The organism is Ruegeria sp. BHSA123, assembly GCF_059613425.1.
This window is the reverse complement of sequence record NZ_JBXWSL010000011.1, coordinates 90963-113783: the sequence shown is the minus strand read 5'-3', so window position 1 is coordinate 113783 and position 22821 is coordinate 90963. Positions and strand designations below refer to the sequence as shown.

The window sequence follows — 22821 nt, the reverse complement described above, 5'->3', positions numbered from 1 at the left end:
TCAATGGTCCAGAGGTTCCGGCCCATGCGGCGAATGGCGCAGCTTGGCCCAGCGATTCAGCCATGCCAGACCAGCGAGCCCAAGCCCCAGCGCCAGCAGTGAAAACACCCGGATCAGCCCACCCAGACCGGCAATATCGATCAGGAAGACCTTGGCCACCGCCAGCCCAATCACCACCAGCCCCGCCTTGCGCATCGCATCCGAACCACGTGCCAGAGATTGGTAGAACAGCACCGCCCCGACCAGCAGCAGAACAAGGGTATATGTATAAAGCTCGGGCTGCGTGACGCCGTTGCCTTCAAACATGCCTGCTGCTCCCTGCCAGACATGGCGGATGGTCAACCCAAACCACACGGCAATCAACGCGCCCGTAATGGCGTAGCTTGCCAGCCTGATCTGCTTTGGCATGTCCTTGATCCGCCAGGCCGAGAATCCAATGGTCAGTGCAGGCACCAGATAAGTAAGGACAAGGGTGTTCAGAATCGGTGGGCCAAGCACCGGGTCGGCGTTGGGGTTCAACAACGGGTTTTGTTCGGTCAACGCCAAGGTCAGACGGAACAAGCCATGACCGGCAAAGAACGCCGCCAACGCGTACCGGGCATAATTCAGCTTGCCGCCCAGCCCAAACCTCTGAACCTGAGCAAAGGCCAGCAGCAGCCAGATGACCGCCAGCAGGCCCAGACCCCAATGGCTGTTGTCGGCCCCGCCTTCACCGAAACCTTCAAGCCACCGCAGTAGCAACAGGGACAGCAGAATGCCGCCCGTCGCCCATGCCGCGCTTTCCAGCAGCAGTGCTGCAACCGGCCGCTGCAAGGGACGCAACAGCCACCAGCCAGCCACGAAACCCAATGTGGCCGTGCCATAAACCATCACCATTTCGGACACCGGGGCCGCGTTGGCCCAGTCCAGACCCGGGTCAAGCACCAAGCGCACGGTGACGGCGAAGACACCGGCCCAGATAAACCAACTCATCTGCGGCAAGGTGAATCTGCGATCCAACGCTGCTGCTGCGACGACGCTGGCCACCAGCGCAATCGTCAGCGCGGCCGAGCTGAGCACAATGACGCAGGCAAAGACCAGACAGGACAGCGCCGACAACGTGGCCAGAGCAGCCCGCATCCTGACCTCGCCGTCGGCGCGACCAAAACGCCCGGCCAGAAACACCATCAGAACTGCCAGGACAATCGCGTGTAGGGCCCAGACGTACGCACCGATAACCGTGGCTGGATGCCAGCCCAATTCCAAAGCGATGGCCAGCGCCGGTGCAAAAATCACAGCCCCCCCGGCCCAGATTGCGCGAAACTGGTTTGCCCGGAATGACCGCCACGCCATCAAAATTGACATGAGTGCGCCCAAAGCAACCAGCACGGTGGCCACCATCGGAAAGTCGGCCTCGGGCGTCTCGGCATAGGTGTCGGCGAAGCTGCGCAGAACCGCGCCGTATTCCAGCCCGTGAGAGGCAACAAAAACCACAAGGCCCGTCGCAGGTAGCACGGTCAGATCCTGAAGGGCTGGCGCATCCTTGGCCCACAAAAGCAGCGCCAGAAGCAGGGCGGACAGCAGGCAGACACCCAGCCAGAATTCAGCTGCTGAGTCTGCCCAATGCCAGGACAGGATTGCAGTGCTGGCCGCAATCGCTCCGGCTGCGAGCCGAGTTGGAAACTCGGGCCACGGGCGGGTTCCGGGGGTGCTGATCACCTGAGACATCATGCGCCCTGCATGATTCGGCCAAACGCGCCGCACCGGAATGGCCGTTGCCAGAAGCGCCAGCACTGTTGTCGCAACCAGATACCCCGGTTCCGTATTCGGTGCGCCACTTATCAAAAGCAGGTTTGCCGCATAAACGCCGACCAACGTCAGAACAGAAATCCATGCCCAGCGCCGCACCGTGTCGATACCCAGCCCCAAAACGGCTACCAAAAGAAAATAGGCATAGAGCCACGAAGGATCGTCAGATGCGCCCCCAACCAAAAAGGGTGCGGCATAGGCTCCGATCAGTCCAACCGCAGCCAGCAGCGGGCCGTGGAACCACCCCAGAACAAGACCAACAAGCGCGATGACAATCATACCTGCCAAAGCTGTCTCGGCCCCGATCAGGCCATAGAGCTGCCGCGCAGACAGGATAGCCCCGAACAAGGTGACAAGACCGGCCCCGGAAAAGACCGATGGCAAATAGGCAGTGGCCACCGCTTCGTCATCCCCGAACCTGCGGCGCAGAACCTCGCCCCCGACAATCAAAGCCGAACCAAAACCAAGCGCGGCGAAAACGCGGGCCACCGGAGGTAACAATCCGTTCTCAACGCCATATTGCACGAGGAAAATACCGGCCAATGCCAGCGACAGGGCCGAGACAGCGTAAAACCAGTTCTCACGCAGCCACGCGCCCAGCGCGGCAAACCGGTCATGGCGAAATACAATTGCAGGCGTAGCGGCGTCGGTGTCTACATCTTCGGCGCTTTCGTCTTCCTGTCGCTTTGGCGCGGCCCACGGCCCTGGGCTTTGAACCTGTTCCTCTGCCACAGGTTGCGGTGAAGGTGCATCTTGTTCCGGTTGCAGCGATGCCGGTGCATCACGCGACACCAACGCATTGATCTGCGCATCCAGTTGTTCGACCCGGCGACGCAATCGGGAATGCCCGACCAGAAGGGCAATCAATGTCACCGGGATGGCCAGAACAACCAGGCCAATAAGAACAAGCAGCGTTTCCAACCGAGTCGCTCCGATCCGTAATTTCGGCCAAGCTATCTTGTGCTGTCGGTCAGCAACAGTCAGGAAAGCCGTGAGAAAGTCTAAAGCACAGAAATCGCCGGGCGGGCGATCATCAGCCAAAGGATGGTCAAAACCGCCAGAAACGCCGGAACCCCGCAGGCGAACCAGAACCGAAACAAGCGGTAATACTCCGGTGGCAGTTGCGTTCCCTGCTCTGCCGCCGTTCGCGCGTGGTCCCGCAACCGGATTTGGACCCAAACCACCGGCAACCAGAACAGGCCCGTCAAAACATAAAGTACCAGAGACAACACAATCCATCCTTCACCCAAAGACCACCCGATCTGCCAGGCAAGCAGCGCTCCGGTCACCGGTTGCAGGATGACAGCGGTCGTGGTGAACAGAAGGTCACCCAGAACCACCGTACCCGCCGTATGGGCGATGACGCGCGGGTCGTTTGTCCGGTGCGCGATCAGCATGAAAAAGGCGATCCCTGCCCCAGTTCCCAGCAGCACACATGCACCGATGACGTGCAGCCATCGCAAAATCAGTTCAGGGTCCATCATCGGCTCTCAAACAAGGGCAGCGCCACAAGCGACAGGATCATCGCGGGCAGGATTTTCACCAGCGGCCCCAGCGGGTCCAACCACAAGTCCGGCATCGTGATCGAAGCGGCGATCAGGTAGAACACGGCCACGGTTAACTGCGCCACGCAGGCCCGCGCCGCCCATCGGCGCCACAGGATGGCCAGACCCAGCGCTATGTCGATCAGGGACCAGAACACAACGCTGGTCACCGCCATGGCGGATGACCACCCTGCTTCGACCAGCATGCCAGAAGCCGTGGATAAACCCGCCAAACCAAACAGGCCCGACAGCAACCAGAACAGGCTGAGTGTTGCAACGATCAGCGGCATCAACAGCGTCATCCGAGCGGTCAACCGATGCTCGCGCGCGCAAGGCAGCTTGGCGTAGACATCAGGCAAGGCGGCAATCCCGCGCCCGGCCGCTGCACGATAGTGGCCGGGGTCGCCAACCACGCCATCCGCCATGACCGTCATCGCCGTGCTGCGCAGCGGAGACCGCCAACCCAACCGGGCCAGACAGTCCGCCATGGACGCAACGGCTTTTGTCAGGACAGGCGGCAGGACCAAATGAAAGCGCGCGGCAGGAAACCCGAGCCACTGCCGCGTGCAGCGCACCACGTCAGACAAACTATGCGGGATATCCTCGACCAGATCGTAATTACCCTGCGGTAGGCGACCGGCAACGGCGGCAATCACGACGTCACACAGGTCGGGCATCCCGATGCATTGAACGGGTGTATCGGGGTAAGCCAGCGGTTGAACAAAAGGCACGGCAGCCAGCATTCTCAGCAACGCCGTTCCCCCATAATCCGTTTGCCCGATAACTAGCCCCGGCTTCAGGATCCAAAGTGTTACGCCCGATGAACGTAAAGCGGCATCTCCGCGCGCCTTGCTGCGCAGGAAATGCGTGCTCGCGTCCGGCTCTGCCCCGATTGCCGAGATCTGAACAACGCTGATGCCACCTTTAGCGCAGGCCTCTGCAAGGGCTGTGATTGCTGAATGGTGCACCGCTTCAAGGTTGTCCTGCGCGTTATCCTGCAAAACCCCCGCGCAATTCACCACGACATCGACGTTGGCCAGCAGGTCCTGCCAGTCTTCCTTGTGCAACAGATCTCGCAAATCGCCCTGTTTCAGCGACACCCCCGGCAGGACCTTTGCCCCTTGCTCAGGATTGCGCCCCATGCCCTGAACCGTGGCACCTGCGGCTGACACTGCCCGCGTGACGGCGGCGCCGATGAAGCCATAAGCACCCAGAACCAAAACGTTCTTTCCAGAAAGCTCGTGATCTGCCATTAGCCTTTGCACCCGTTTTGCGCCACTCTACCTATCCGGGAAGCTTTGACCAGTCGCGACCACCGAGCTGCGACATTTATGGATGGAACAGAGACCCGACGAGATACGCGATCAGTGCCGCCGAACCACCGATCAACAGCGTTTCGATACCTGATCGCCACCAAGCCGCCAACGACCACCGGCTTTTGAATGCTCCAATCGCAAAGAAAACCCCCAACGTCATCCAGATCGACATCTCAAAAGCGTTCTCCACCGACGCTAAAAACGGCAGCAGCGGGATCATCCCGGCCACAAGGAACGCGAAAAACGTGGCCAACGCGGCTTTCATCGGATGCGGGTCTACACTGCCCAGCCCATATTCACCCTCGATCATCAGGTTGACCCAATGTTCGTGGCTCGACGTGATCGCGGCGGTGGCTTCGTTCAGAATTTCCCCTGACAACCCTTTTTGTGACAGAATTTCACGGACCTCCTCGCGCTCGCCGTCGGGGTAGAGTGCGATGTGGCGTTCCTCGATCGCCCGAATGCGCCGTATGTTGTCCAGTTCGGCCTTCGTGCCCGAATAGTTACCTGCGGCCATGGAAAACCCGTCCGCCAGAACGTTTGCCAGACCAAGCGCCACGATGACAAACGGGGAAAGACCCGCCCCCGCGACACCGGCGACAATGGCAAACGTAGTGACGGAACCGTCAATGCCGCCATACACAACGTCGCGCAACACGCCACGCCCGGGCGGAGCATTGATCCGGTCGGCGATTTCCTGCGGACTGTGACCGTGATCCGTCATGGCTAGCTCCTTTTTCACAGGCAGAGTGCCGAAGGGAGTGTTCTGACGCTTTGCTCTGGATCAACCCTTGGAGAATAGACCCTGCAAGGCTCGCTTGATGATGCCCCGCGTGGAGGGTTTGTGGCGTTTTGAGAATGGTAACGGGCGGCAGACTTCCATCGCGGCCACGCCCACTCGGGCGCTGAGCGCACCGTTGACCAGACCTTCTCCGAACCGTCGGGACAATTTGCTGAGAACGGATCCGCCAAGAACAGGTTCCAGCAGATCGTCACCAACGGCCACCGCCCCAGTTGCGACCAGATGCACAAAGACGGCACGGGTCAGACGCCAGCTTCCCAACGTGCCAGCCCGCCCCCCGTAGATTTCCGCAATGCGACGGATCATCCGCAGGGACGCAGCCAGTGCCGTTACAACATCCGCCAGTGCCAGAGGGACCAGAGCGGTCACGGTGGCAACCTGCCGTGCCGCGGCCTCAACCTCACGGCTGGCGGCGGCGTCGAGCGGGGCCAACAGCTCATCCTCGGCAAGGACTATAAGCGCCTCGGCATCGAACTGTTCTCCCATACGCTCGGACAATCGCTCACGACCCCAGCGGGTATCCTCGCGCCCTTTGTAGAATGCTATGATGCGATGTGTGACGGCACGCGCCTGAGCCAGGTCTTCATCAGCCAATGCAATATCCGCTGCACGGCGCATCCCATCAACACGGGACAACCGCCCCAAAGCCGCGAGCTCGCTCAGCGCGATGATCACCGCCACCAGAACCAATGCAGCCAACAGTCCGGCAACGATCCAACCCAATACGGGCGTCCGCTCCACCAGAGAGGTTACAAAATCCCAGGCAGCCACCGATATGGCCGCCCCGACCACCGAAAGCGCAAGCCCCCAGAACCAGCGCGCAAGGACTGAGGGTTTGCGGGCCGCCAGCCGGGCCGCGCTTTGCATCGCCTGCCCTTCAGGCGGCACAATATCCGGCACCGGTATTGCCTGCGCGACATCAGCAGCGGGTTCATCATCGTCAAGATCGATCAGAACCGGACCTTTAGCCATTTGTCGTATCCCTGCAGTGCCAGACAAACCTTATGTCCGGCAGGTTTTCATCGTTTTCCGCCCCATCGCTGCGTGCCACTTCGGCAAAGCCGTTTCGCTCATAGAACCGACAGGCACGGGAATTATCCTGAAACGCGTATAAGCCCAGCCGCCGCTGGCTTGATTTCGCGTGACCCAGCAATTGCTGACCAATCCCCTGCCCCCGAGCTTGCGCATCCAGATAAAGTGAATGGATTTCACCACCATTCAGCGCCAGAAACCCGACCACACCTGTCTCTGCCTCGGCCACAGTGACCCAATCCTGATCAATCATCCGGCCGCAAAAGGCGATGGTTTCAGCACAGCTGTGCAGTTTGGGCATCCAGTCGTTTTCCAAGGCGAAGCCGTGCAGGATCGTACCGATTGTACCGGCATCTGTGGTGCGTGCGGGGCGCAGTGTCGCGATCACAATCTGTCTCCGATCAGAAACTGCGCCGCACGATCCAGTCGGATATGCGGAGGGCCGTCACCGGGTTTCAGGGTTAGTTTTGCCGGGGCAAAGGCCATGAACCCATAGTCTTCGTTCAACCAGCTCTCCGCTCCATTTCGCGCCGGACCCAACAGATGCGCCGGATCCTCGGGCAAGTCTCCGGGATAGAAAGCGGCCTGTTTGCCGCTGTCCAACAAAGTACCACGTACGCATGGCAGATCGGTTCCGTCGTGGCTGCGAATCTCTTCGGTCGTTGCACGCAGCGATGCCAGAGACAGGGCTGCGGTCCGGGCCCCGGCGAAATTCGCACGATCGCGCGCCTCGCGCGTCAAAGCCTCGATAATCGCGGTCAGGCGGGGATGTTGCGTGTGGTGCAGGTGGTCCGCTTTTGTCGCTGCAAACAGGATGCGTTCGACCTTTTTGCCCAGCAAAAGCTGGCTCAGCCATGCGTTCCGGCCCGGACGAAAAGCCGACAGGATATCGGCCATCGCGCGGCGCATATCTTCAACGGCCTGAGGACCCTTGTGAATTGCGCCCAGCGCGTCAACCAGAACCACCTGCCGATCAATCCGCGAGAAGTGATCCCGAAAAAACGGTTTCACGACCTGAGATTTATAAGCTTCAAACCGCCGTTCCATCTCGCGCTGAAGGGTCCTGCGCCGCGACGAGCCAGTGATTGCCAGCGGTGCAAAGGTCAGCACCGGAGATCCCGCCAGATCGCCCGGCAGAAGGAAACGTCCCGGCGTACAGTCGTAAAACCCGGCATCGCGCGCTGCGTTGAGATAGCCGGTGAACGACGCGGCCAGAGCTTGTGCGGCAGGTTCGTCGTGCCCTACCGACGGGTCTGTATTTTGGACCAGCGCCAGATACGCGGCAGCCTCCGCACGGGTCTCGATCCGTGCCAGAGTTTCCTGAGACCAGTCTGCGTAAGATTTGTCCAGCAAGGCCAGATCCAGCAGCCATTCGCCGGGGTAATCGACGATATCCAAATGGACCGTGCGCGGCCCTTGCAACCCGGCAAGCAGCCCGGCGGGACGGGCCTTGAAGGACAAACGCAATTCAGACACCGCACGCGTGCTGTCTGGCCAGTGCGGTGTCGGTCCCGTCAGGGCAGACAGGTGCGATTCATAATCGAACCGGGGCACAGTGTCATCCGGCTGGGGTTGCAGAAAGGCGGCATTGATCCGCCCCTCCTGCTGCGCAACAAGCCCGGTCATACGGCCCCGATCCAACAGATTGGCAACCAACGAAGTGATGAATACTGTTTTGCCGGATCGTGCCAGCCCGGTGACACCCAAACGGATGACCGGCTCGAAAAATGTCTCGGACACGCTGTCGCCGATACTTTCGACGCCACGCGCAAGACTGTCTGCCAGTGAAGAGATGACCAATCCGCCGCCCCGCAATTTTCCTTTTACCCAAGATAGGTAGCGGTCGCGGCACATACCAGCGCTTTCGCCCCCTTGCCCGATCCTGCGCTGCGCTGTACCAGCGGCACATGCCCAGATATGCGTTGAAAGTTGAATACCAGGGGGAGCCGTTTGCCGGATGGCAGCGGCAAAAGGATCAACCATCCGTGCAAGGTGCCATCGAACAGGCGCTTTCCCGAATTCAGCCGGGCGGCCACACAATTGCCGCAGCAGGGCGCACAGACGCCGGTGTTCACGCTCTGGGGCAGGTTGCCCATTGCGACATGGCAATGGAATGGGACCCGTTTCGCCTGTCTGAGGCGCTGAACTATCATCTCAAGCCTCTTCCAGTGGCTATCGTTAAGGCCGCCCCAGTGGCCGAGGATTGGCACGCGCGGTTTTCAGCGGTTGAACGGCAATATCTGTTCCGCATCCTGATGCGCCGTGCGCCTGCAACCCACGACCGGGGACAGGTCTGGCAGATTAGCCACCAGTTGGATGTTGACGCCATGCAGGAAGGGGCAAACATGCTGCTGGGCCGGCATGATTTCACCACCTTTCGGTCCTCCATCTGTCAGGCGGCCAGCCCGGTCAAAACCCTTGATGAACTGCGCGTTGAACGGGTCGAGGGCTTTTCCGGCCCCGAGGTTCATTTCCACGTGCGCGCCCGGTCGTTCCTGCACAATCAGGTGCGCAGTTTCGTTGGCACTCTGGAACGTGTCGGGGCGGGAGCGTGGACCCCGGACAACGTGCGTGAGGCTTTGGAAGCCACCGACCGCGCTGCCTGCGGGCCGGTATGTCCGCCGCAGGGGCTTTATCTGGCGCGGGTCGGATACCCGGAACCGGTGTTCGACTGATCTAAACCGCGCGCAGAAGCAACCCGCCTGCAATCACCGCAATTGTAAGTCCTGCCACCAGTTCGATGCTGGGTGCCAAAATCGACGCAAAGCGCGTGGCCGAAGCCGAAGCCAGCAGCCCGCCGCGCAGACCAAAAGACGTCCACCCGACCAGCGTAGTCACAGTCGCCGTGCCAAGCGCCATGGCAAAAGCACCCGCGATCCCCACCATGGCGATGCCCATTTGCCACGTCAGGATCAGTACAAACAAGGCACCGGTACAAGGCCGTGCAGCTATGCCTGCGATCAGGATCAGGGCTTCGCGCAATGTGCCGACATTCGCAACCTCGTCCGCGGTTGGACCATGACGATGACCGCACTCCGCGCAGTCTCCGTCATCATGATGGTGCTGATGGGTGTGATCGTTAGGGACATGCTTTTTTCGTTGTCGTGCGAAATTGCGCACAGACCGTACAACCAACCAAAGCCCAATCAACGCAATGGCTCCGTAGCTGATCGGAGCCATCACCTGTTCGGTCGTCCCAACAAGGCTTTCGCGGGACATCTGAAAGACCAGCACCCCCGCGTAGACCAGCACAACCGCCATCACCGCCTGTCCAAAACTGGACAATACGCTAATCGCCGACAACCGCCAGAAGGCAACACGCCGACCCAAACCGTAGCCCCCGATCAAAACCTTCCCGTGGCCCGGACCCACGGCATGAAAGAACCCGTAGGCGAAACAGACGGTCAGAAGCGTGGCCACCGCCTGAGGCTGTTCCGCACGCGCGGCACGCAAGGACCGCGCTATCTGGTTCTGAAAGTCCCGCTGCTCTCCGGCTGCCCAACTTGCCAGGCTGTCAAACCCACCACTGCCCCAGAACCAAAGAAGCAAACCGAAGGCCAGAGCGACCGGAACAATCAGGAAACGGGACATGAAACGAGGATCTCAGTCGCAAAGTTCTCACCAACCAATGGAATATCGTTTTCCTCCAGGTCGTAATCCGCGTCCAGTGTCAACAGAAACGCCTGCATCTGTGCAAGCTGCCCGTCTATGTCGGGATCGTTACGATCCACCCGGCATAAAGCCGGGCCCGTCACGGTTACAGGGCGCGTAATCTCGTAGGCCGTATAGAAGGACTCATCAAATGCCTTGGCGGAAAGCCCTGTGGCAAGTATCGCGTCGCCTTCGACCGCGCGCATGTGGGTGGTCACGACCCGCCCATCTTCCGTTGTCGCACTGGGCTCTAATGGACCGGACAGAGCAACCAGCGCTCCGTCTTTGGTGAGCACGAGGTCGCCGTCATACCCCTCGACCCATTGCATATCGAACCCGCTCAGACGTTCTTCTTCGCTTTTCGTCAAAATGCCGTCGGCATCCTGATCCAAATTCATGTCTTCCAGAACAAGCAGAGAGTAGAATTCGTCATATGCCCAAGTCACCCGGATATGGGTCAGGTGACCGGCCTCATCCACGATGAATTCCAGCCCGGTGTCGATAAAGACATGCGGGTGCGACAGGGCCGGGATCGGCAGGCAACAGGTCATGACAGTGAACAGCCAGCGCATATGCGCAAGATAGGTCTGAAGGGACACGGCGACAACGGCCTTTACACACGCCTGCGAAAACCAGCCGACCTTCAGACTGGCGGGAACAGCACCAGTGTTTGCAGGGCCGTCCCTACAGGACCCTGCGTGTCAAAAAGCACCGACTGAGACATGCCGATGCCCGTAGGTTGCCAGTGTGAAACCGAACGGGACGCCAGCCAATCTGACACCGGTTCGCGGTGGATATTCACGGTCAGATCGGTGTTCATGAACCCCATCTCCGACGTCGGAGCATTCCACGAGATTCCATTGCCGCAATCCGCCAACGGGCACAGTGCCTGAATGGGCGACTGATCTTCGCTGCTCAACAGCTTTGGGGTGCGCATCCAGACCGTTTTCGGTCCGGCCCCCTGTTTGCCGTCTTTGGGATAAAGGATGTCACTGTAGTGGGCAAACCCCTTCAAATCATGACGAATCTCGCCGATTGGAAAAGGACCTTCTACTGCGTCTTCCAACTGTGGCGCACTGATTTCGACGTTTGCCACCGCGCCCAGATCGCGTCGCGCCAGATGCATGGTGGTGGCCGTGGCGCAGAGTGTGTCATCCAGGTCGTGCACCGTAACCCGTGTGGTCGCCAGCGTCTTGGTATGGCGCGTGGTTTCTGCGGCAACCCGCAACCCGGCCAAGGGCAGAGGGCGCAACAGGTCAACTGTCAGGCGGGTCAGCATCTTTTCGGGGCCAACCTCAGTTTCCGCTGCCCGCACTATCAACCCGCTGACCGGCCCTGCGTGGCAATGATCGGCAGACCACGGACCGCGTGCAGGATCATGTCCTACAAACGCCCCATCCTCGCGCTGATGAAAATAGGTCTGATCCGTGAAGTCGAGCCCTGCCATCAGTCCCCTCTGGTCATTCGCTGCGTTGTGTGCCTCGGCTCACTCATACCGGTAACCGATTGCGATGTAACGTGGTTTCCCCGGTGCGCGGTGAGTGGTATCTTCACGAAACTGTCCTTTTTCAGATCTTGAAACCGGGCTGTACTTTTAGGCACGAGGATGGCTTAACTGACCTGATCCTGTCCACCGCTGTGACGGGACGTCACCACATCAAATCCAAGTGGGGTTCGCATATGGCGTTGTTGATTGAAACCGGGCTGTCGGACTGGATTGGGGATGAGGAAATCGCCGCCACTTTACAGGCCCTGGCGCCTGGTGCCGACATCCGCACACCCGAAACGCTGGGCGACCCCAACGACATTACGATGCTGGCGGTAGTCAGCATGCAAAGCAATCATCCGACGAAGTTGCCCAACCTGAAACTGGTCCAGAAGCTGGGGGCCGGGGTTGAGACCATAGTTGGCCACCCGAACCTGCCTCCGCATATCCGTGTGGCGCGATTGAAGCCAGACGCGCCTGCGCAGGGCATTGCCGAATGGTTTCTCGCCTATATTCTGCGCGCTCAGCGCCACATGGTCTTTCACGAGGCATCCCAGAGGCGCGCCGAGTGGTTGCCGCGCGCGCCCGTTTTCACACCTGATACGGTTGTGGGCGTTCTGGGTCTGGGCCATATCGGGGCCCGCACTGCCCGCATGTTACGTGCCGTCGGGTTTCAGGTCATGGGCTGGAGCCGCTCACCAAAGTCCATCGATGGTGTCACCTGCCAGCATGGGCAAGACGCGCTGCCACGGCTATTGGGGCAATGTGATCACGTCTGTGCCATCCTGCCTTCGACGCCGCAAACCGTGGGTCTGTTTGACGCACAGACGCTGGCCGCGATGAAGCCGGGCAGTCAGTTGCTGAACGCCGGACGCGGAAACCTGATTGACGAGGCGGCACTGATCGCGGCGCTGGATAACGGTTCTCCGGGCCATGCGGTGTTGGACGTCACATCACAGGAACCGCTGCCGAAGGACAGCCCCTTGTGGCGGCACCCCGCTGTGACGATCACACCGCACGTCTCGGGCTGGTATCTGGGCGATGCACTGTCGGATGTGGCCGAGAACTACCACAGGCTCAAATCCGGCGATCCCCTGCTGCACGAAGTCAGCCGGGACCTCGGGTACTGATAGCCAAGTCAGAGATCAGGGTGTCAGGATCCAGTTTCCGTTACCGTCATTACACCGGCGGGTTCTGATTTCTCGGCTTTGATCGCTGCCTTCCGGCTGGATGACATGCTGAAGGCCGACGCAGTTGCCCTGAACGTTTTGCACCCGGATCGTTCCTTTTGAGCCGGTCTCGTCGTTTTGCCAGGACCGTTCCTGCCCTACAGAGGGCGTGCCATTGTTCAAAAGCGCATTCGAGGTTTCACTAACCACTTCAAAGTCTGCCGGGGACAGCCCCATCTCAGCTATGATTCGGGAGAGTGACTTGGCGTCGGCGGAACCGGTCATCAAAAGGGCGCCACACGCGGCAATGATGGGTAACAACTGGGCTTTCATAGGGGCCTCACAGAACTGAAATTATTTGTGACCAAGGATATACCTCTGTTTCAGCAGGGCCAAGCCCCGGGGCGCCGACCTTCAAAATATCCCGAACAAACCTATCGCGCGTCAGGACCTAATAGCGCCGCGCCTTTGTGCCCATAGTGCCATTCAAACGATCCCGAGGCACACAAATGACCCATCCGACCTACTTCGCCCCGACCGGCGGCCATCCCGGCCAGAACCAGTTGCTGACCGACCGCGCCATGTTCACCGACGCGTATGCGGTCATTCCCAAAGGTACGATGCGCGACATCGTCACCAGCTATCTGCCGTTCTGGGAAGGAACACGCCTGTGGGTTCTTTCACGCCCGCTCAGCGGATTTGCCGAAACGTTCTCGCAATACATCATGGAAGTGCAGCCCGGCGGCGGCAGCGATCAGCCAGAGACAGACGCGCAAGCTCAGGCGGTGCTTTTTGTCGTCGAAGGAACAGTGACTTTGACACTGAACTCGGAAAACCATGTGTTGGAGACAGGCGGTTATGCCTATATCCCCGTCGGCAGCGACTGGACATTGCGGAACACTGGTCAGACGGCAGCGCGGTTCCACTGGGTCCGCAAAGCCTATGAGGCTGTTCCCGGGTTGCCCGCGCCAGACCCGATCATCACCAACGAACGCGATGTGACGCCAGTCGAAATGCCGGGCACCGAAGGCCGATGGTCCACCACGCGGTTCGCAGACCCACAGGACCTGCGCCATGACATGCATGTGAACATTGTCAATTTCGAACCGGGCGGGGTCATTCCCTTCGCCGAAACTCATGTGATGGAACACGGGCTTTATGTTCTGGAAGGGAAAGCGGTCTATCGCCTCAATCAGGACTGGGTCGAAGTTGAGGCCGGAGATTACATGTGGCTGCGCGCCTTTTGCCCGCAAGCCTGTTACGCAGGGGGGCCGGGCCGATTCAGGTATCTGCTTTACAAGGACGTCAACCGGCATATGCCCCTGTCCCTGTCGCACCGCTAAACGCTGGTCTGGCTGGAAATCGCAGTGATTTTTTATCCCAGGGCTTCACACAAGGGTCGGAATTTGCTGAACTCCAGGTAATTTCTTGTTTAGTGCATTGGAGATTTATCCATGAAACTGCGCCTTGCCCTGATAGCCGTTGCCGTACTCTCTACCTCTGCAATCCTACACACAGCACCCGCCATTGCGGGGGAAGAGACCAAATCCGTCTTCGTCATGAGCCGCAACTGGGCTGTGACACAGGTCGCTGACGCACCGGTCATTTATCGCGCCACACGCGACAACAACAACCTGAACCCGTTCGGCCCGCCCCCACGCCTTCGCACGACGCAAGCTATTGTTGCCATTCAACAAGCGACGGGCTGCAAGGTGATCTTCAACAGCATGTACCAGAATATCTCGGGTCAGTTCTTTTCTCAGGTCAGTTGCAAGTAAGCTGTTGCTGATCAGGCATTGAGGTCGCCCCGACGCCCTGCCATAGCTTGCGCATGAAACTCGCGATAAACGGATTCGGCCGCATTGGCCGCACGATCCTGCGGCAGGTTCTGGCCCTGCCCGAAGGGTCGGATATCGAGCTGGTGTTGATCAATGACATCGCGCCGCTGGAGACCTGCGCTTACCTGTTCAAATACGACAGCACCTTCGGCCCTTATCCCGGCGATGTGTCACAGGGGGATGAAACGCTGATCGTGGACGGGCGCTCTGTTCCTATGACCCACAGTGTCGATCTGACACGCGTTGACCTGTCCGACGTTGACGTGATGCTGGACTGTACCGGGGTCGCGCGCACATCCGACGTGGCGCGTCGCGGGTTATCTGCGGGCGCTAGCAAGGTCCTGATCTCGGGCCCTTCGCCCGCGGCCGACATAACCGTCGTTCTGGGGGCGAACGAGGATCAGTTGGGCAGCGCCCGGATCGTATCGAACGCCTCTTGCACAACCAATGGGCTTGCACCGCTGGTCAAAGTGCTGGACCACATTGGTGGTGTTTTGTCAGGCCATATGACAACCATCCATTGCTATACAAACAGCCAGCCCATGGTTGACGCCCCGCGCGGCGACCTTGCCCGGTCGCGGGCTGGTGCGTTGTCCATGGTTCCGACAACGTCCAGCGCCACACACCTGATCGACGTGGTCCTTCCACATCTGGCCGGGCGCATCTCGGGGGCCGCAGTTCGCGTCCCGACAGCCAGCGTTTCGGCGGTCGACCTCGTGGTCACATTGGAACGCGGCATGAGGGCCGAGGATTTCGATCATGCTTTGCGTCAGGCCATTGACGCGTCGCCGGTTTTGGGTTGGACGGATATGCCGCTGGTGTCCTCCGATTTGCGGGCGCGCCCGGAATCGCTGGTCATCGCCGGGCCAGAAACCCGCATGGTCGGTGAAAATCAGGCGCGCGTTTTTGGCTGGTACGACAACGAATGGGGCTTTTCGGCCCGCATGCTGGACGTGGCCTGCCTGATGGCCGCGCCGTGACCGGACTTACCTTCGTGCACAGCGTCGGGTCAGTGCCTATGGTTTAGGCCCCGCGATAGGGTATTCTGTAACGCGGACTACCTTACTGATCCGTTCAATCATGAAATCCATGAACAGGCGTGCCTTTGGGTCCTGATGGCGCCGATGCGTGTATAGGCAGGCCATCTGAACTGGAACAGGCGGAGTTTCCGTCGCAACCGGTACGAGGCGACCGGATTTCAGATGCTCGGCCACCTCGAAAACCGGCTTCATTGCAATGCCTTGACCGGACAACGCCCAGTCCGTCAAAACATCCCCATCATCACATTCGAAGCGCCCGGACACGGCAAAACGTTTCGGACCATCGGTCGTTTTCAGCATCCACTGAAACTCGGTCGCACCCGGAAAGCGCAGATTCAGGCATTCATGCTTGTCGGCAATCAGGTCAGCTCCGGTTTTAGGCATACCGCGCCGCGCCACATAATCCGGCGCAGTACACAATACACGCTGGCAGTCGGCAATCTTGCGAATACGCAACGTGCTGTCCTCGGGCTGGCCGATGAAAAACGCCAGATCAAGACCTTCCGTCGTCAGGTCAACCGAGCGATCCGTCAGGCGCAAGCGGACATCAATCTCGGGGTATTCTGCAAGAAATTCAGGCACATGCGGTGCCAGCAATCGCCGCCCCACCCCCAGTGGAGACGCCACGAACAACGACCCGCGCGGTGCCTCGGTCAGATGCGTGACCTGAGCCTCGGCCTCGTCCACCGCATCCAGAACCGCCACCGCACCGGGGTAGAATGCTTTTCCCTGCTCTGTCGGGGACAGGTTACGTGTGGTGCGCTGGAACAGACGTACACCCAGATGGTCCTCAAGCTGCGATATTCGCGCCGATGTCACCGCTGGCGAAATCCTCAGATCTCGCCCGGCCGCAGACATGCTGCCCAGATCGTAAACCCTGACAAAGGTTCGGATGTTGTCGAGATAGGACATTTTTTCGGTTTTTTTGATACCAGTTGACAATATATTGGGAATACCGAAGAACCGCCCGTTTGCCTAGTGAATTACACAGGGCCGAAGCCAAGGACTGACCAGGACATTGGTTGTATACGGTTGGCTTTGGCCCGGACTGCGGCAATTCCGGTCTGCCAATCGAGGTGCGGCAAAGCGATTGTGTCAGCAAAGGCCGGGACAATTCGACCAAAATTTCCCGATCCCGCGTTTATCCCTTTTCCCAACGGCATTCAGATGTTCTAACCTGACACTATAAGACCGTGCATCACACGGTAGCTGAGATCTGGAACTGGGACAGTTGGGGCTATTCATGCAAGGGCGCATGCCGCAAGGCCGTTTGAAGTGCTGGCTGAGTGCCATTGTCATGGCACTGACCCCGACCGCTCTGATGGCGCTGGAAACCTCTCTGACGGCGCCGGGCGCTTCAAAGGAACTTGTTGAACGTCTGAAAAAGACATCATCGGTGACAACAGCGGAAGAGCGGGGTCTGGATACGCCACTTGAGATCCTGTCTGCCGCCTTGTCGGATTACCGCACGCTTGTGCAGATCTTGTATGACGAAGGGTATTTCAGCCCGGTTGTCAGCATTAAGCTTGACGGGCAGGAAGCCGCTGAGTTGAGCTCTTTGACTGTGCCAGCCCAGATCAACAGGGCCGCAATTACCGTTGAAACCGGGCCAAGCTTCAAATTCGGCACGGCCATTGTTCAGCCCCTGGCGTCTGGCACCGTGCTGCCCGAAGGTTTCGCCCCCGGCAAACTAGCAACAACAGGGGTCATTCAAAAAGCAGGCTCGGACGGTGTGCAGGGTTGGCGGAATGCAGGCCACGCAAAAGCAAAAATTGAGGATCAGACCATTATCGCCCGTCACGCACAGGCCCGTCTGGATGCGCAGATTGATCTGGACCCGGGGCGCAGGCTGACGTTTGGCAGAATGTTCATTAAGGGCGACACGGATGTGCGCCACCGGTCCATCGAAAAAATCGCCGGTTTCCCAAGCGGGGAAGTTTACTCACCAGAAAAAATCCAGAAGGTTGGAACGCGTTTGCGCCGAACCGGCACGTTCAACGTCGTCTCATTGCAGGAACATGAGACAGCAAACCCCGACGGGACACTGGATTTCGACGCCACATTCGAAGACCTACCAAAGCGTCAGCTGACCTTTGGGCTCGAGCTGGCCTCGCGCGACGGTCTCGACGTGACCGCGACCTGGACACATCGAAACATGTTCAAACGCGCGGAGCGTCTGCGTTTTGAGGCCGCGATACGAAATATCGGTGGTTCCGAAGATCTTGATGGGCGGATCGGATTGCGTCTGGATCAGCCCGATCGTCTGGGTCCGGACGACAATACATTCTGGAACGTGTTGCTGGAGCGCCGCAACACTGAAAACTACAATGTATCGGTTGCGTCTGTGGCATATGGTGCGCGCCGCACATTCTCGGACACGCTCTATGCCGAAGCCTCGGCTGGGTTACAGTGGTCAGATGCTGACGACGCCTATGGAAGTGGCCGCAAGTTCAGGTACTTTATCCTGCCCTTCCGCTCGGAAAGGGATGAACGCGACAATAAAGTCAGCGCCACGCGCGGCTATTATCTGGATTCCGAAGTCATGCCTTTCATTGGCTTTTCCGGCACCGATACGGGCATTCGCCTGTTTGTCGACGGCCGGATCTATACCAGCCTTGGAACCGGCGGCAGGGTTGTGCTGGCAGCGCGGGCGCAACTTGGATCAGTCATTGGCCCGCCAGCAGATGGCGTTACACCCGACTTTCTGTTTTTTTCCGGTGGTGCAGGAACCGTGCGCGGGCAACCCTATGAAAGCCTTGGCATCCCGGTCGGGACCGGTGTCGCAGGCGGCAAATCGTTCCTTGGACTTTCAGGCGAGATCCGGGGCAAGGTGACAGATTCTCTGTCGTTGGTTGGGTTTTACGACTACGGTGTCGTCGATACCTCTTCCTTTATAGGAAGTGGCGCGGAAGATCATGCAGGTGCCGGTATCGGCGTAAGATATGATTTGGGCGGCTTCGGACCCCTGCGGTTTGACCTGGCCTTCCCGGTAAGCGGCTCCAGCGGCAATGGTCTGCAATTCTATATCGGGATCGGGCAAGCGTTTTGAGGCGGCACCTTTCATACCTTCTGCTGATTGGCACGCTGATGCTTGTGCCAGTGGCCGGCCCCGCGCAGGAGGACGAAGGCGGCAGCATGATCGAGCGGTTCCTACAGGACACGCTGTCGGGCGACGATCAGAATGTTACCGTCAAAGGTCTGCAAGGCGCGCTGAGTTCACGCGCCACCATTACCGAGATCACGGTGGCCGATGATGAAGGGGTCTGGCTGACCATCCGGGGAGCGGAACTGGATTGGAACCGGTTGGCGTTGATTCGTGGGCGGTTCTCGGTCAACGCGCTGACCGCACAAGAAATCGACGTCGCCCGTGCGCCGGGCACCACGACCAAGGACACACCGTCCGCTTCTGCCGAGACCCAAGCTTTTCAACTGCCTGAACTGCCCGTGGCCATCGAAATCGGCGAAATCCACATTGGCGAGCTGGCCTTGGGCAAACCTTTGATCGGCGTTGCGGCGGAACTGGCCGTCAATGGCAACCTGTCGCTGGCCGACGGGACGCTGGACACCAAACTGGACATCACCCGACTGGATCGGGCCGGTGATCAAATCTCCATAGCTGCGGGTTTTAGGAACACTGACAGCCAGATCGATCTTGACCTTCAGGTCACCGAAGCCGCGGGGGGTCTGATCTCGACCGCTTTGAAAATGCCGGACAGTCCCCCGATCGGATTGTCCGCGAAAGGGTCCGGGCCGGTGACGGATTTTACGGCCGATATCGGCCTGAGCAGTGATGGGCAGCCACGAGTGACCGGACAGGTTCGGTTGCGTTCGGCCCCAACAGCCGCGGCTAGCGCGGAGGAGGGCATCGCCTTTACCGCGGATCTGGGTGGTGACCTGACACCTTTTGTTGCTGAAAAAATGGATACGTTTTTCGGCCCCAAAACGCAGTTGATCGTGGATGGACGGACCCTGCCTGAAGGCGCGTTGGATATCAGTGATCTGGAACTCAGTTCTCAGGCACTGAACCTGAAAGGGGCGCTGCAACTGGCGCCGGGCGGTCGGCTGCAACTGGCGGCCCTGCAAGGACGCATTACACCGCCCGAGGGGCAAAGCGTCGTCCTTCCGTTGTCAGGTGGCGACACATCGATCGAAGCTGCGCAGGTCTCTGCGTTGTTTGATGAGAAAAACGGCAATCTCTGGGATCTAAGTCTGACCGCTAACGCGGTAAAATCCGATACCCTGAACCTGCAACGCGCGCAAATTACGGCGCAGGGAACTTTGGAACAGGGTGACGTTTTGCGGATCGACGGTGATTTGCAAGCTGCTTTGGACGGTATCGACCTGACTGACGATGCCCTGAACGCAGCTATTGGAGACCGCATTACGCTGGACGGTACGTTCCAGTATGGCAGGGATCTGACCCTGAACGTGTCCGGGGTCGAGATGGTCGGCTCGGACTATGAACTGGGCGTTGATGCCGAGATCAGCGGCTTGTCCAGTGGTTTGGCCGTCGATGGAACCGCGACATTGCAGGCGACCGATCTGGCACGGTTTTCGGGTCTGGCGCAGCTGGAACTGGGCGGTCAGGCCTCTGCCCGGCTCACGGGCCAGGGTTCGCCGCTTGAAGGCAGTTTCGATGGCAAGCTGGAGGTCGAAGGGCGCGGTCTTTCCACAGGGCGCGATGACATTGACCCAGTGATCCGGGGCAACACAACAATCACGCTGGACGCAAAACGCGGTCCAGATGGCGTAACGATCCGGGATTTTACGCTGATCGGCGATACTCTGCGCGCGCAGGCTGATGGTACGGTTACCACCCCTGACGGCAGCGTGACGATTGACGGGCAAGCAACAGTCAACGCGCGGGATCTTTCCGTGTTCTCGGGCCTCGCCAAACGTGAGCTTGGCGGTGCGGTACAGGCGAAACTGGACGGCAAAGGCACTGTTCAGACGCTCGAGTTTGATGGCACAGCCAGCGTGATGAGCCGGGACATCAAAACGGGCCTACCCGAGATTGACCCGCTGCTGGTCGGTCGGACCGAGATAAATTTCGACGGCGCGCTGAGTCAGAAGCAGATTAAAATCCGCGACGCGGTGATCAAAGGTTCAGCCATTGTGGCAAGCGCCGCGGCAACAATTGATGATCCGACGGATGCATTGGCCGTGGACGGGCAGGTCAGTCTGAACATCCCGGACCTGTCACCCTTTTCAACTCTTGCCGGGCGAGATCTTGCAGGTTCGATCATCGCGGACGTCGCAGGCAAAGGTACGGTTGGCAGCAAGGCATTTGACGTCAAAGGCAACTTGGCTGCTGATGACATCAAGTCCGGCATCAACGCGGTTGACAACCTGATCCAGGGGCGAACGAACCTGACGGTGGATGCGGTGAATGACGAGGCCGGTCTGAATATTCGCACATTCCAGCTGATCGGCACCGCCCTTTCTGCGGATGCATCCGGCAAACTGAACCGCGATGCCGGCGGATTGACCTTTTCCGCAGCGCTGGATGATCTGGGGCGGCTGTCAAAAACACTCTCCGGGCCTCTGAAACTGGACGGCAACGTCGCTCCGACACGGTCCGGGCTCGAAGGAACAGCACACTTGCTTGGGCCAGAGAGTTCCTATGCCAAAGTGTCCGGTACGGTGGACACAAATGGATCCGCTGATCTGGACTTCGATGCCAAGTTCAACCGCATCGAAAGGTTTGTGCCAGAGTTTCCCGGCACCCTTACCGCTGCGGGCAATGCCAAGCGGGACAGTGGCGTTTGGACCATCGACGCCAAGGCGCAAGGTCCCGCAGACATCGTCAGCACGGTTGCAGGCACCTTTGATGAAACCAGCAGCAATGCAGATATTTCAGCAAAGGGTGGCGTAAACCTGGGGATAGCAAACGTCTTCATCACGCCTAACAAGATTGAGGGGTCCGCGCGTTTTGATCTAGCCCTCAAAGGCCCGGCTGATCTGGCGTCCCTAAGCGGATCGATTACCACTTCGGGAACATCCCTTGCACTTCCCGGCGCAGGCCAGACCATCACCGGGATCAACGGACAGGTGGATCTGGCGCAAAGCCGTGCAACCATCACGCTGAACGGCGGGGTGCGGGCCGGTGGTGGCTTTACCGTCAATGGACCTGTCGATCTGACGCCCCCGTTCAATGCGCAGATCACGACAACAATCAACAGCCTCGTCCTGACCGATCGGCTTTTATACGAGACGACTTTGAACGGTCAGATTGCGATGACCGGCGCTCTAGCCGGGAACAGTTCGCTGGCTGGGCAGATCACCTTTGGTGAGACCAATATCAACCTCGCTGCGGCTTCGGGGGCTGTAGGTGCCGCACCGATCCCCGAAATACAGCATGTCAACGAAAGCGGTGCCAGTTTCATCACGCGCGAGCGTGCAGGTCTTGTAACCACCAAAGACAAGGGTCAAAGCACATCCCGAATAGCACTGGACATCAACTTGCTGGCACCCAAAGCCGTGTTCGTACGGGGGCGCGGTGTAAATGCCGAACTGGGTGGCCGGATTTCCATTGGTGGCACCACGACCTCGGTGGTCCCATCAGGTCAGATTGAATTGATCCGCGGTAATTTCGATATTCTGGGCCGCAGGCTGGCCCTGACCAAAGGCATCGTGACCCTACAGGGTGACTTGACGCCTTATATCGAGTTTGAATCCTCTGCCAGCACCTCGGACGGCACCGCGACCATCGAAATCGCAGGGCCGCTGGATTCACCCGAGGTCAGCGTGTTTTCCGATCCCGAACGCCCGGCTGAAGAGGCACTGGCGATGCTGCTCTTTGGGAACAGGTTCTCGGAAATCTCACCGTTCCTGATTGCGCAGATGGCCGCGTCGCTGGCGCAACTCAGCGGTGCTGGAGGGGACGCGACCAAGGGATTACGCGACTCTACCGGTGTTGATACGATTGATGTTGGTGCGTCAGAAGGTGGCGCGGGCCGATTGGGTGCCGGGGCCTATCTGGGTGAAAACCTCTATACCGACTTTACCGTCAATACCGAAGGCGATACCGAGGTGAACCTGAACCTTGATGTTACCGACAATTTCTCGGTCAAGGGCACGGTTGACGGTCGCGGCGAAACGGGCATCGGAGTGTTCTTTTCAAAGGACTATTAGGATCGCTTCTGACCCTGGAAA

General features: G+C 59.3%; 19 protein-coding genes. 7 read left to right on the top strand and 12 right to left on the bottom strand.

The features are described 5' to 3' along the window. The 7 genes from AC2FNC_RS08710 to AC2FNC_RS08680 form a co-directional block, all read right to left on the bottom strand. The gene (locus AC2FNC_RS08710) at positions 1–2709 is read right to left on the bottom strand and encodes a DUF2339 domain-containing protein (protein ID WP_496715079.1); all 2709 of its coding nucleotides are present in this window, start codon (positions 2707–2709) and stop codon (positions 1–3) included. A gap of 80 nt (positions 2710–2789) precedes the next feature. Beyond that, positions 2790–3269, bottom strand: coding sequence for a DUF2269 family protein (locus tag AC2FNC_RS08705; RefSeq protein WP_480494907.1), 480 nt, complete (start codon positions 3267–3269; stop codon positions 2790–2792). Further along, positions 3269–4585 carry an SDR family oxidoreductase gene (locus AC2FNC_RS08700; protein ID WP_496715078.1) on the bottom strand — a complete coding sequence of 439 codons (1317 nt, stop codon included), beginning with the start codon at positions 4583–4585 and terminating at the stop codon, positions 3269–3271. Before AC2FNC_RS08700 ends, AC2FNC_RS08705 begins: the two co-directional genes overlap by 1 nt. A 76-nt stretch (positions 4586–4661) precedes the next feature. Beyond that, complete coding sequence (locus AC2FNC_RS08695; RefSeq protein WP_480494812.1) at positions 4662–5372, bottom strand: VIT1/CCC1 transporter family protein; 711 nt, start codon at positions 5370–5372, stop codon at positions 4662–4664. A 60-nt stretch (positions 5373–5432) separates the two neighbouring features. After that, complete coding sequence (locus AC2FNC_RS08690; RefSeq protein WP_496715077.1) at positions 5433–6422, bottom strand: YcjF family protein; 990 nt, start codon at positions 6420–6422, stop codon at positions 5433–5435. Further along, a complete protein-coding gene (locus AC2FNC_RS08685; RefSeq protein WP_496715075.1) occupies positions 6415–6870 on the bottom strand; it encodes a GNAT family N-acetyltransferase in 456 nt (151 codons plus the stop codon). The genes AC2FNC_RS08690 and AC2FNC_RS08685 overlap by 8 nt, the downstream gene beginning before the upstream one ends. Continuing rightward, positions 6867–8282, bottom strand: a complete 1416-nt coding sequence (locus AC2FNC_RS08680; RefSeq protein ID WP_496715074.1) for a YcjX family GTP-binding protein — start codon at positions 8280–8282, stop codon at positions 6867–6869. The genes AC2FNC_RS08685 and AC2FNC_RS08680 overlap by 4 nt, the downstream gene beginning before the upstream one ends. A 107-nt stretch (positions 8283–8389) precedes the next feature. Between AC2FNC_RS08680 and truA the strand changes: the two genes are divergently transcribed. Beyond that, positions 8390–9157: a tRNA pseudouridine(38-40) synthase TruA gene (truA, locus tag AC2FNC_RS08675; RefSeq protein WP_480518784.1), complete on the top strand. Its 768-nt coding sequence runs from the start codon at positions 8390–8392 to the stop codon at positions 9155–9157. A 1-nt stretch (position 9158) separates the two neighbouring features. Here the strand turns inward: truA and AC2FNC_RS08670 are convergent, their stop codons facing one another. The 3 genes from AC2FNC_RS08670 to AC2FNC_RS08660 are packed head-to-tail and all read right to left on the bottom strand — an operon-like array spanning position 9159 to position 11580. Next, positions 9159–10073: a nickel/cobalt transporter gene (locus tag AC2FNC_RS08670; protein WP_480605039.1), complete on the bottom strand. Its 915-nt coding sequence runs from the start codon at positions 10071–10073 to the stop codon at positions 9159–9161. Further along, on the bottom strand, positions 10058–10732 hold the full coding sequence (locus AC2FNC_RS08665; protein WP_496715073.1) for a DUF1007 family protein: 675 nt from the start codon (positions 10730–10732) through the stop codon (positions 10058–10060). Before AC2FNC_RS08665 ends, AC2FNC_RS08670 begins: the two co-directional genes overlap by 16 nt. 44 nt (positions 10733–10776) lie before the next feature. Continuing rightward, the gene (locus AC2FNC_RS08660; RefSeq protein ID WP_496715072.1) at positions 10777–11580 is read right to left on the bottom strand and encodes a thioesterase family protein; all 804 of its coding nucleotides are present in this window, start codon (positions 11578–11580) and stop codon (positions 10777–10779) included. A gap of 233 nt (positions 11581–11813) precedes the next feature. Between AC2FNC_RS08660 and AC2FNC_RS08655 the strand changes: the two genes are divergently transcribed. Beyond that, positions 11814–12749 (top strand): 2-hydroxyacid dehydrogenase, encoded by a 936-nt coding sequence (locus tag AC2FNC_RS08655; RefSeq protein ID WP_480518778.1) that lies wholly within the window; start codon positions 11814–11816, stop codon positions 12747–12749. Between the two features lie 15 nt (positions 12750–12764). On the opposite strand, the gene AC2FNC_RS08650 is transcribed toward AC2FNC_RS08655, so the two are convergent. Next, positions 12765–13121, bottom strand: coding sequence for a hypothetical protein (locus tag AC2FNC_RS08650; protein WP_480518776.1), 357 nt, complete (start codon positions 13119–13121; stop codon positions 12765–12767). A gap of 176 nt (positions 13122–13297) precedes the next feature. On the opposite strand from AC2FNC_RS08650, the gene AC2FNC_RS08645 reads away from it, so the two are divergent. The 3 genes from AC2FNC_RS08645 to AC2FNC_RS08635 all read left to right on the top strand — a co-directional run bounded on the left by AC2FNC_RS08645 (position 13298) and on the right by AC2FNC_RS08635 (position 15606). After that, positions 13298–14131 (top strand): bifunctional allantoicase/(S)-ureidoglycine aminohydrolase, encoded by an 834-nt coding sequence (locus AC2FNC_RS08645; RefSeq protein WP_480605047.1) that lies wholly within the window; start codon positions 13298–13300, stop codon positions 14129–14131. 111 nt (positions 14132–14242) lie between these two features. Next, entirely contained in the window at positions 14243–14566 is a 324-nt protein-coding gene (locus AC2FNC_RS08640; RefSeq protein ID WP_496715071.1) for a hypothetical protein, read from the top strand. Positions 14567–14619: 53 nt separating this feature from the next. Further along, entirely contained in the window at positions 14620–15606 is a 987-nt protein-coding gene (locus AC2FNC_RS08635; protein ID WP_496715069.1) for a type I glyceraldehyde-3-phosphate dehydrogenase, read from the top strand. A 36-nt stretch (positions 15607–15642) separates the two neighbouring features. On the opposite strand, the gene AC2FNC_RS08630 is transcribed toward AC2FNC_RS08635, so the two are convergent. Beyond that, entirely contained in the window at positions 15643–16578 is a 936-nt protein-coding gene (locus tag AC2FNC_RS08630; RefSeq protein WP_480518770.1) for a LysR family transcriptional regulator, read from the bottom strand. Between the two features lie 331 nt (positions 16579–16909). Between AC2FNC_RS08630 and AC2FNC_RS08625 the strand changes: the two genes are divergently transcribed. Both AC2FNC_RS08625 and AC2FNC_RS08620 read left to right on the top strand, forming a co-directional pair. Beyond that, positions 16910–18715: an autotransporter assembly complex protein TamA gene (locus AC2FNC_RS08625; protein ID WP_480518768.1), complete on the top strand. Its 1806-nt coding sequence runs from the start codon at positions 16910–16912 to the stop codon at positions 18713–18715. Then, the gene (locus AC2FNC_RS08620; protein WP_496715068.1) at positions 18712–22800 is read left to right on the top strand and encodes a translocation/assembly module TamB domain-containing protein; all 4089 of its coding nucleotides are present in this window, start codon (positions 18712–18714) and stop codon (positions 22798–22800) included. Before AC2FNC_RS08625 ends, AC2FNC_RS08620 begins: the two co-directional genes overlap by 4 nt. Positions 22801–22821 lie beyond the last annotated feature (21 nt).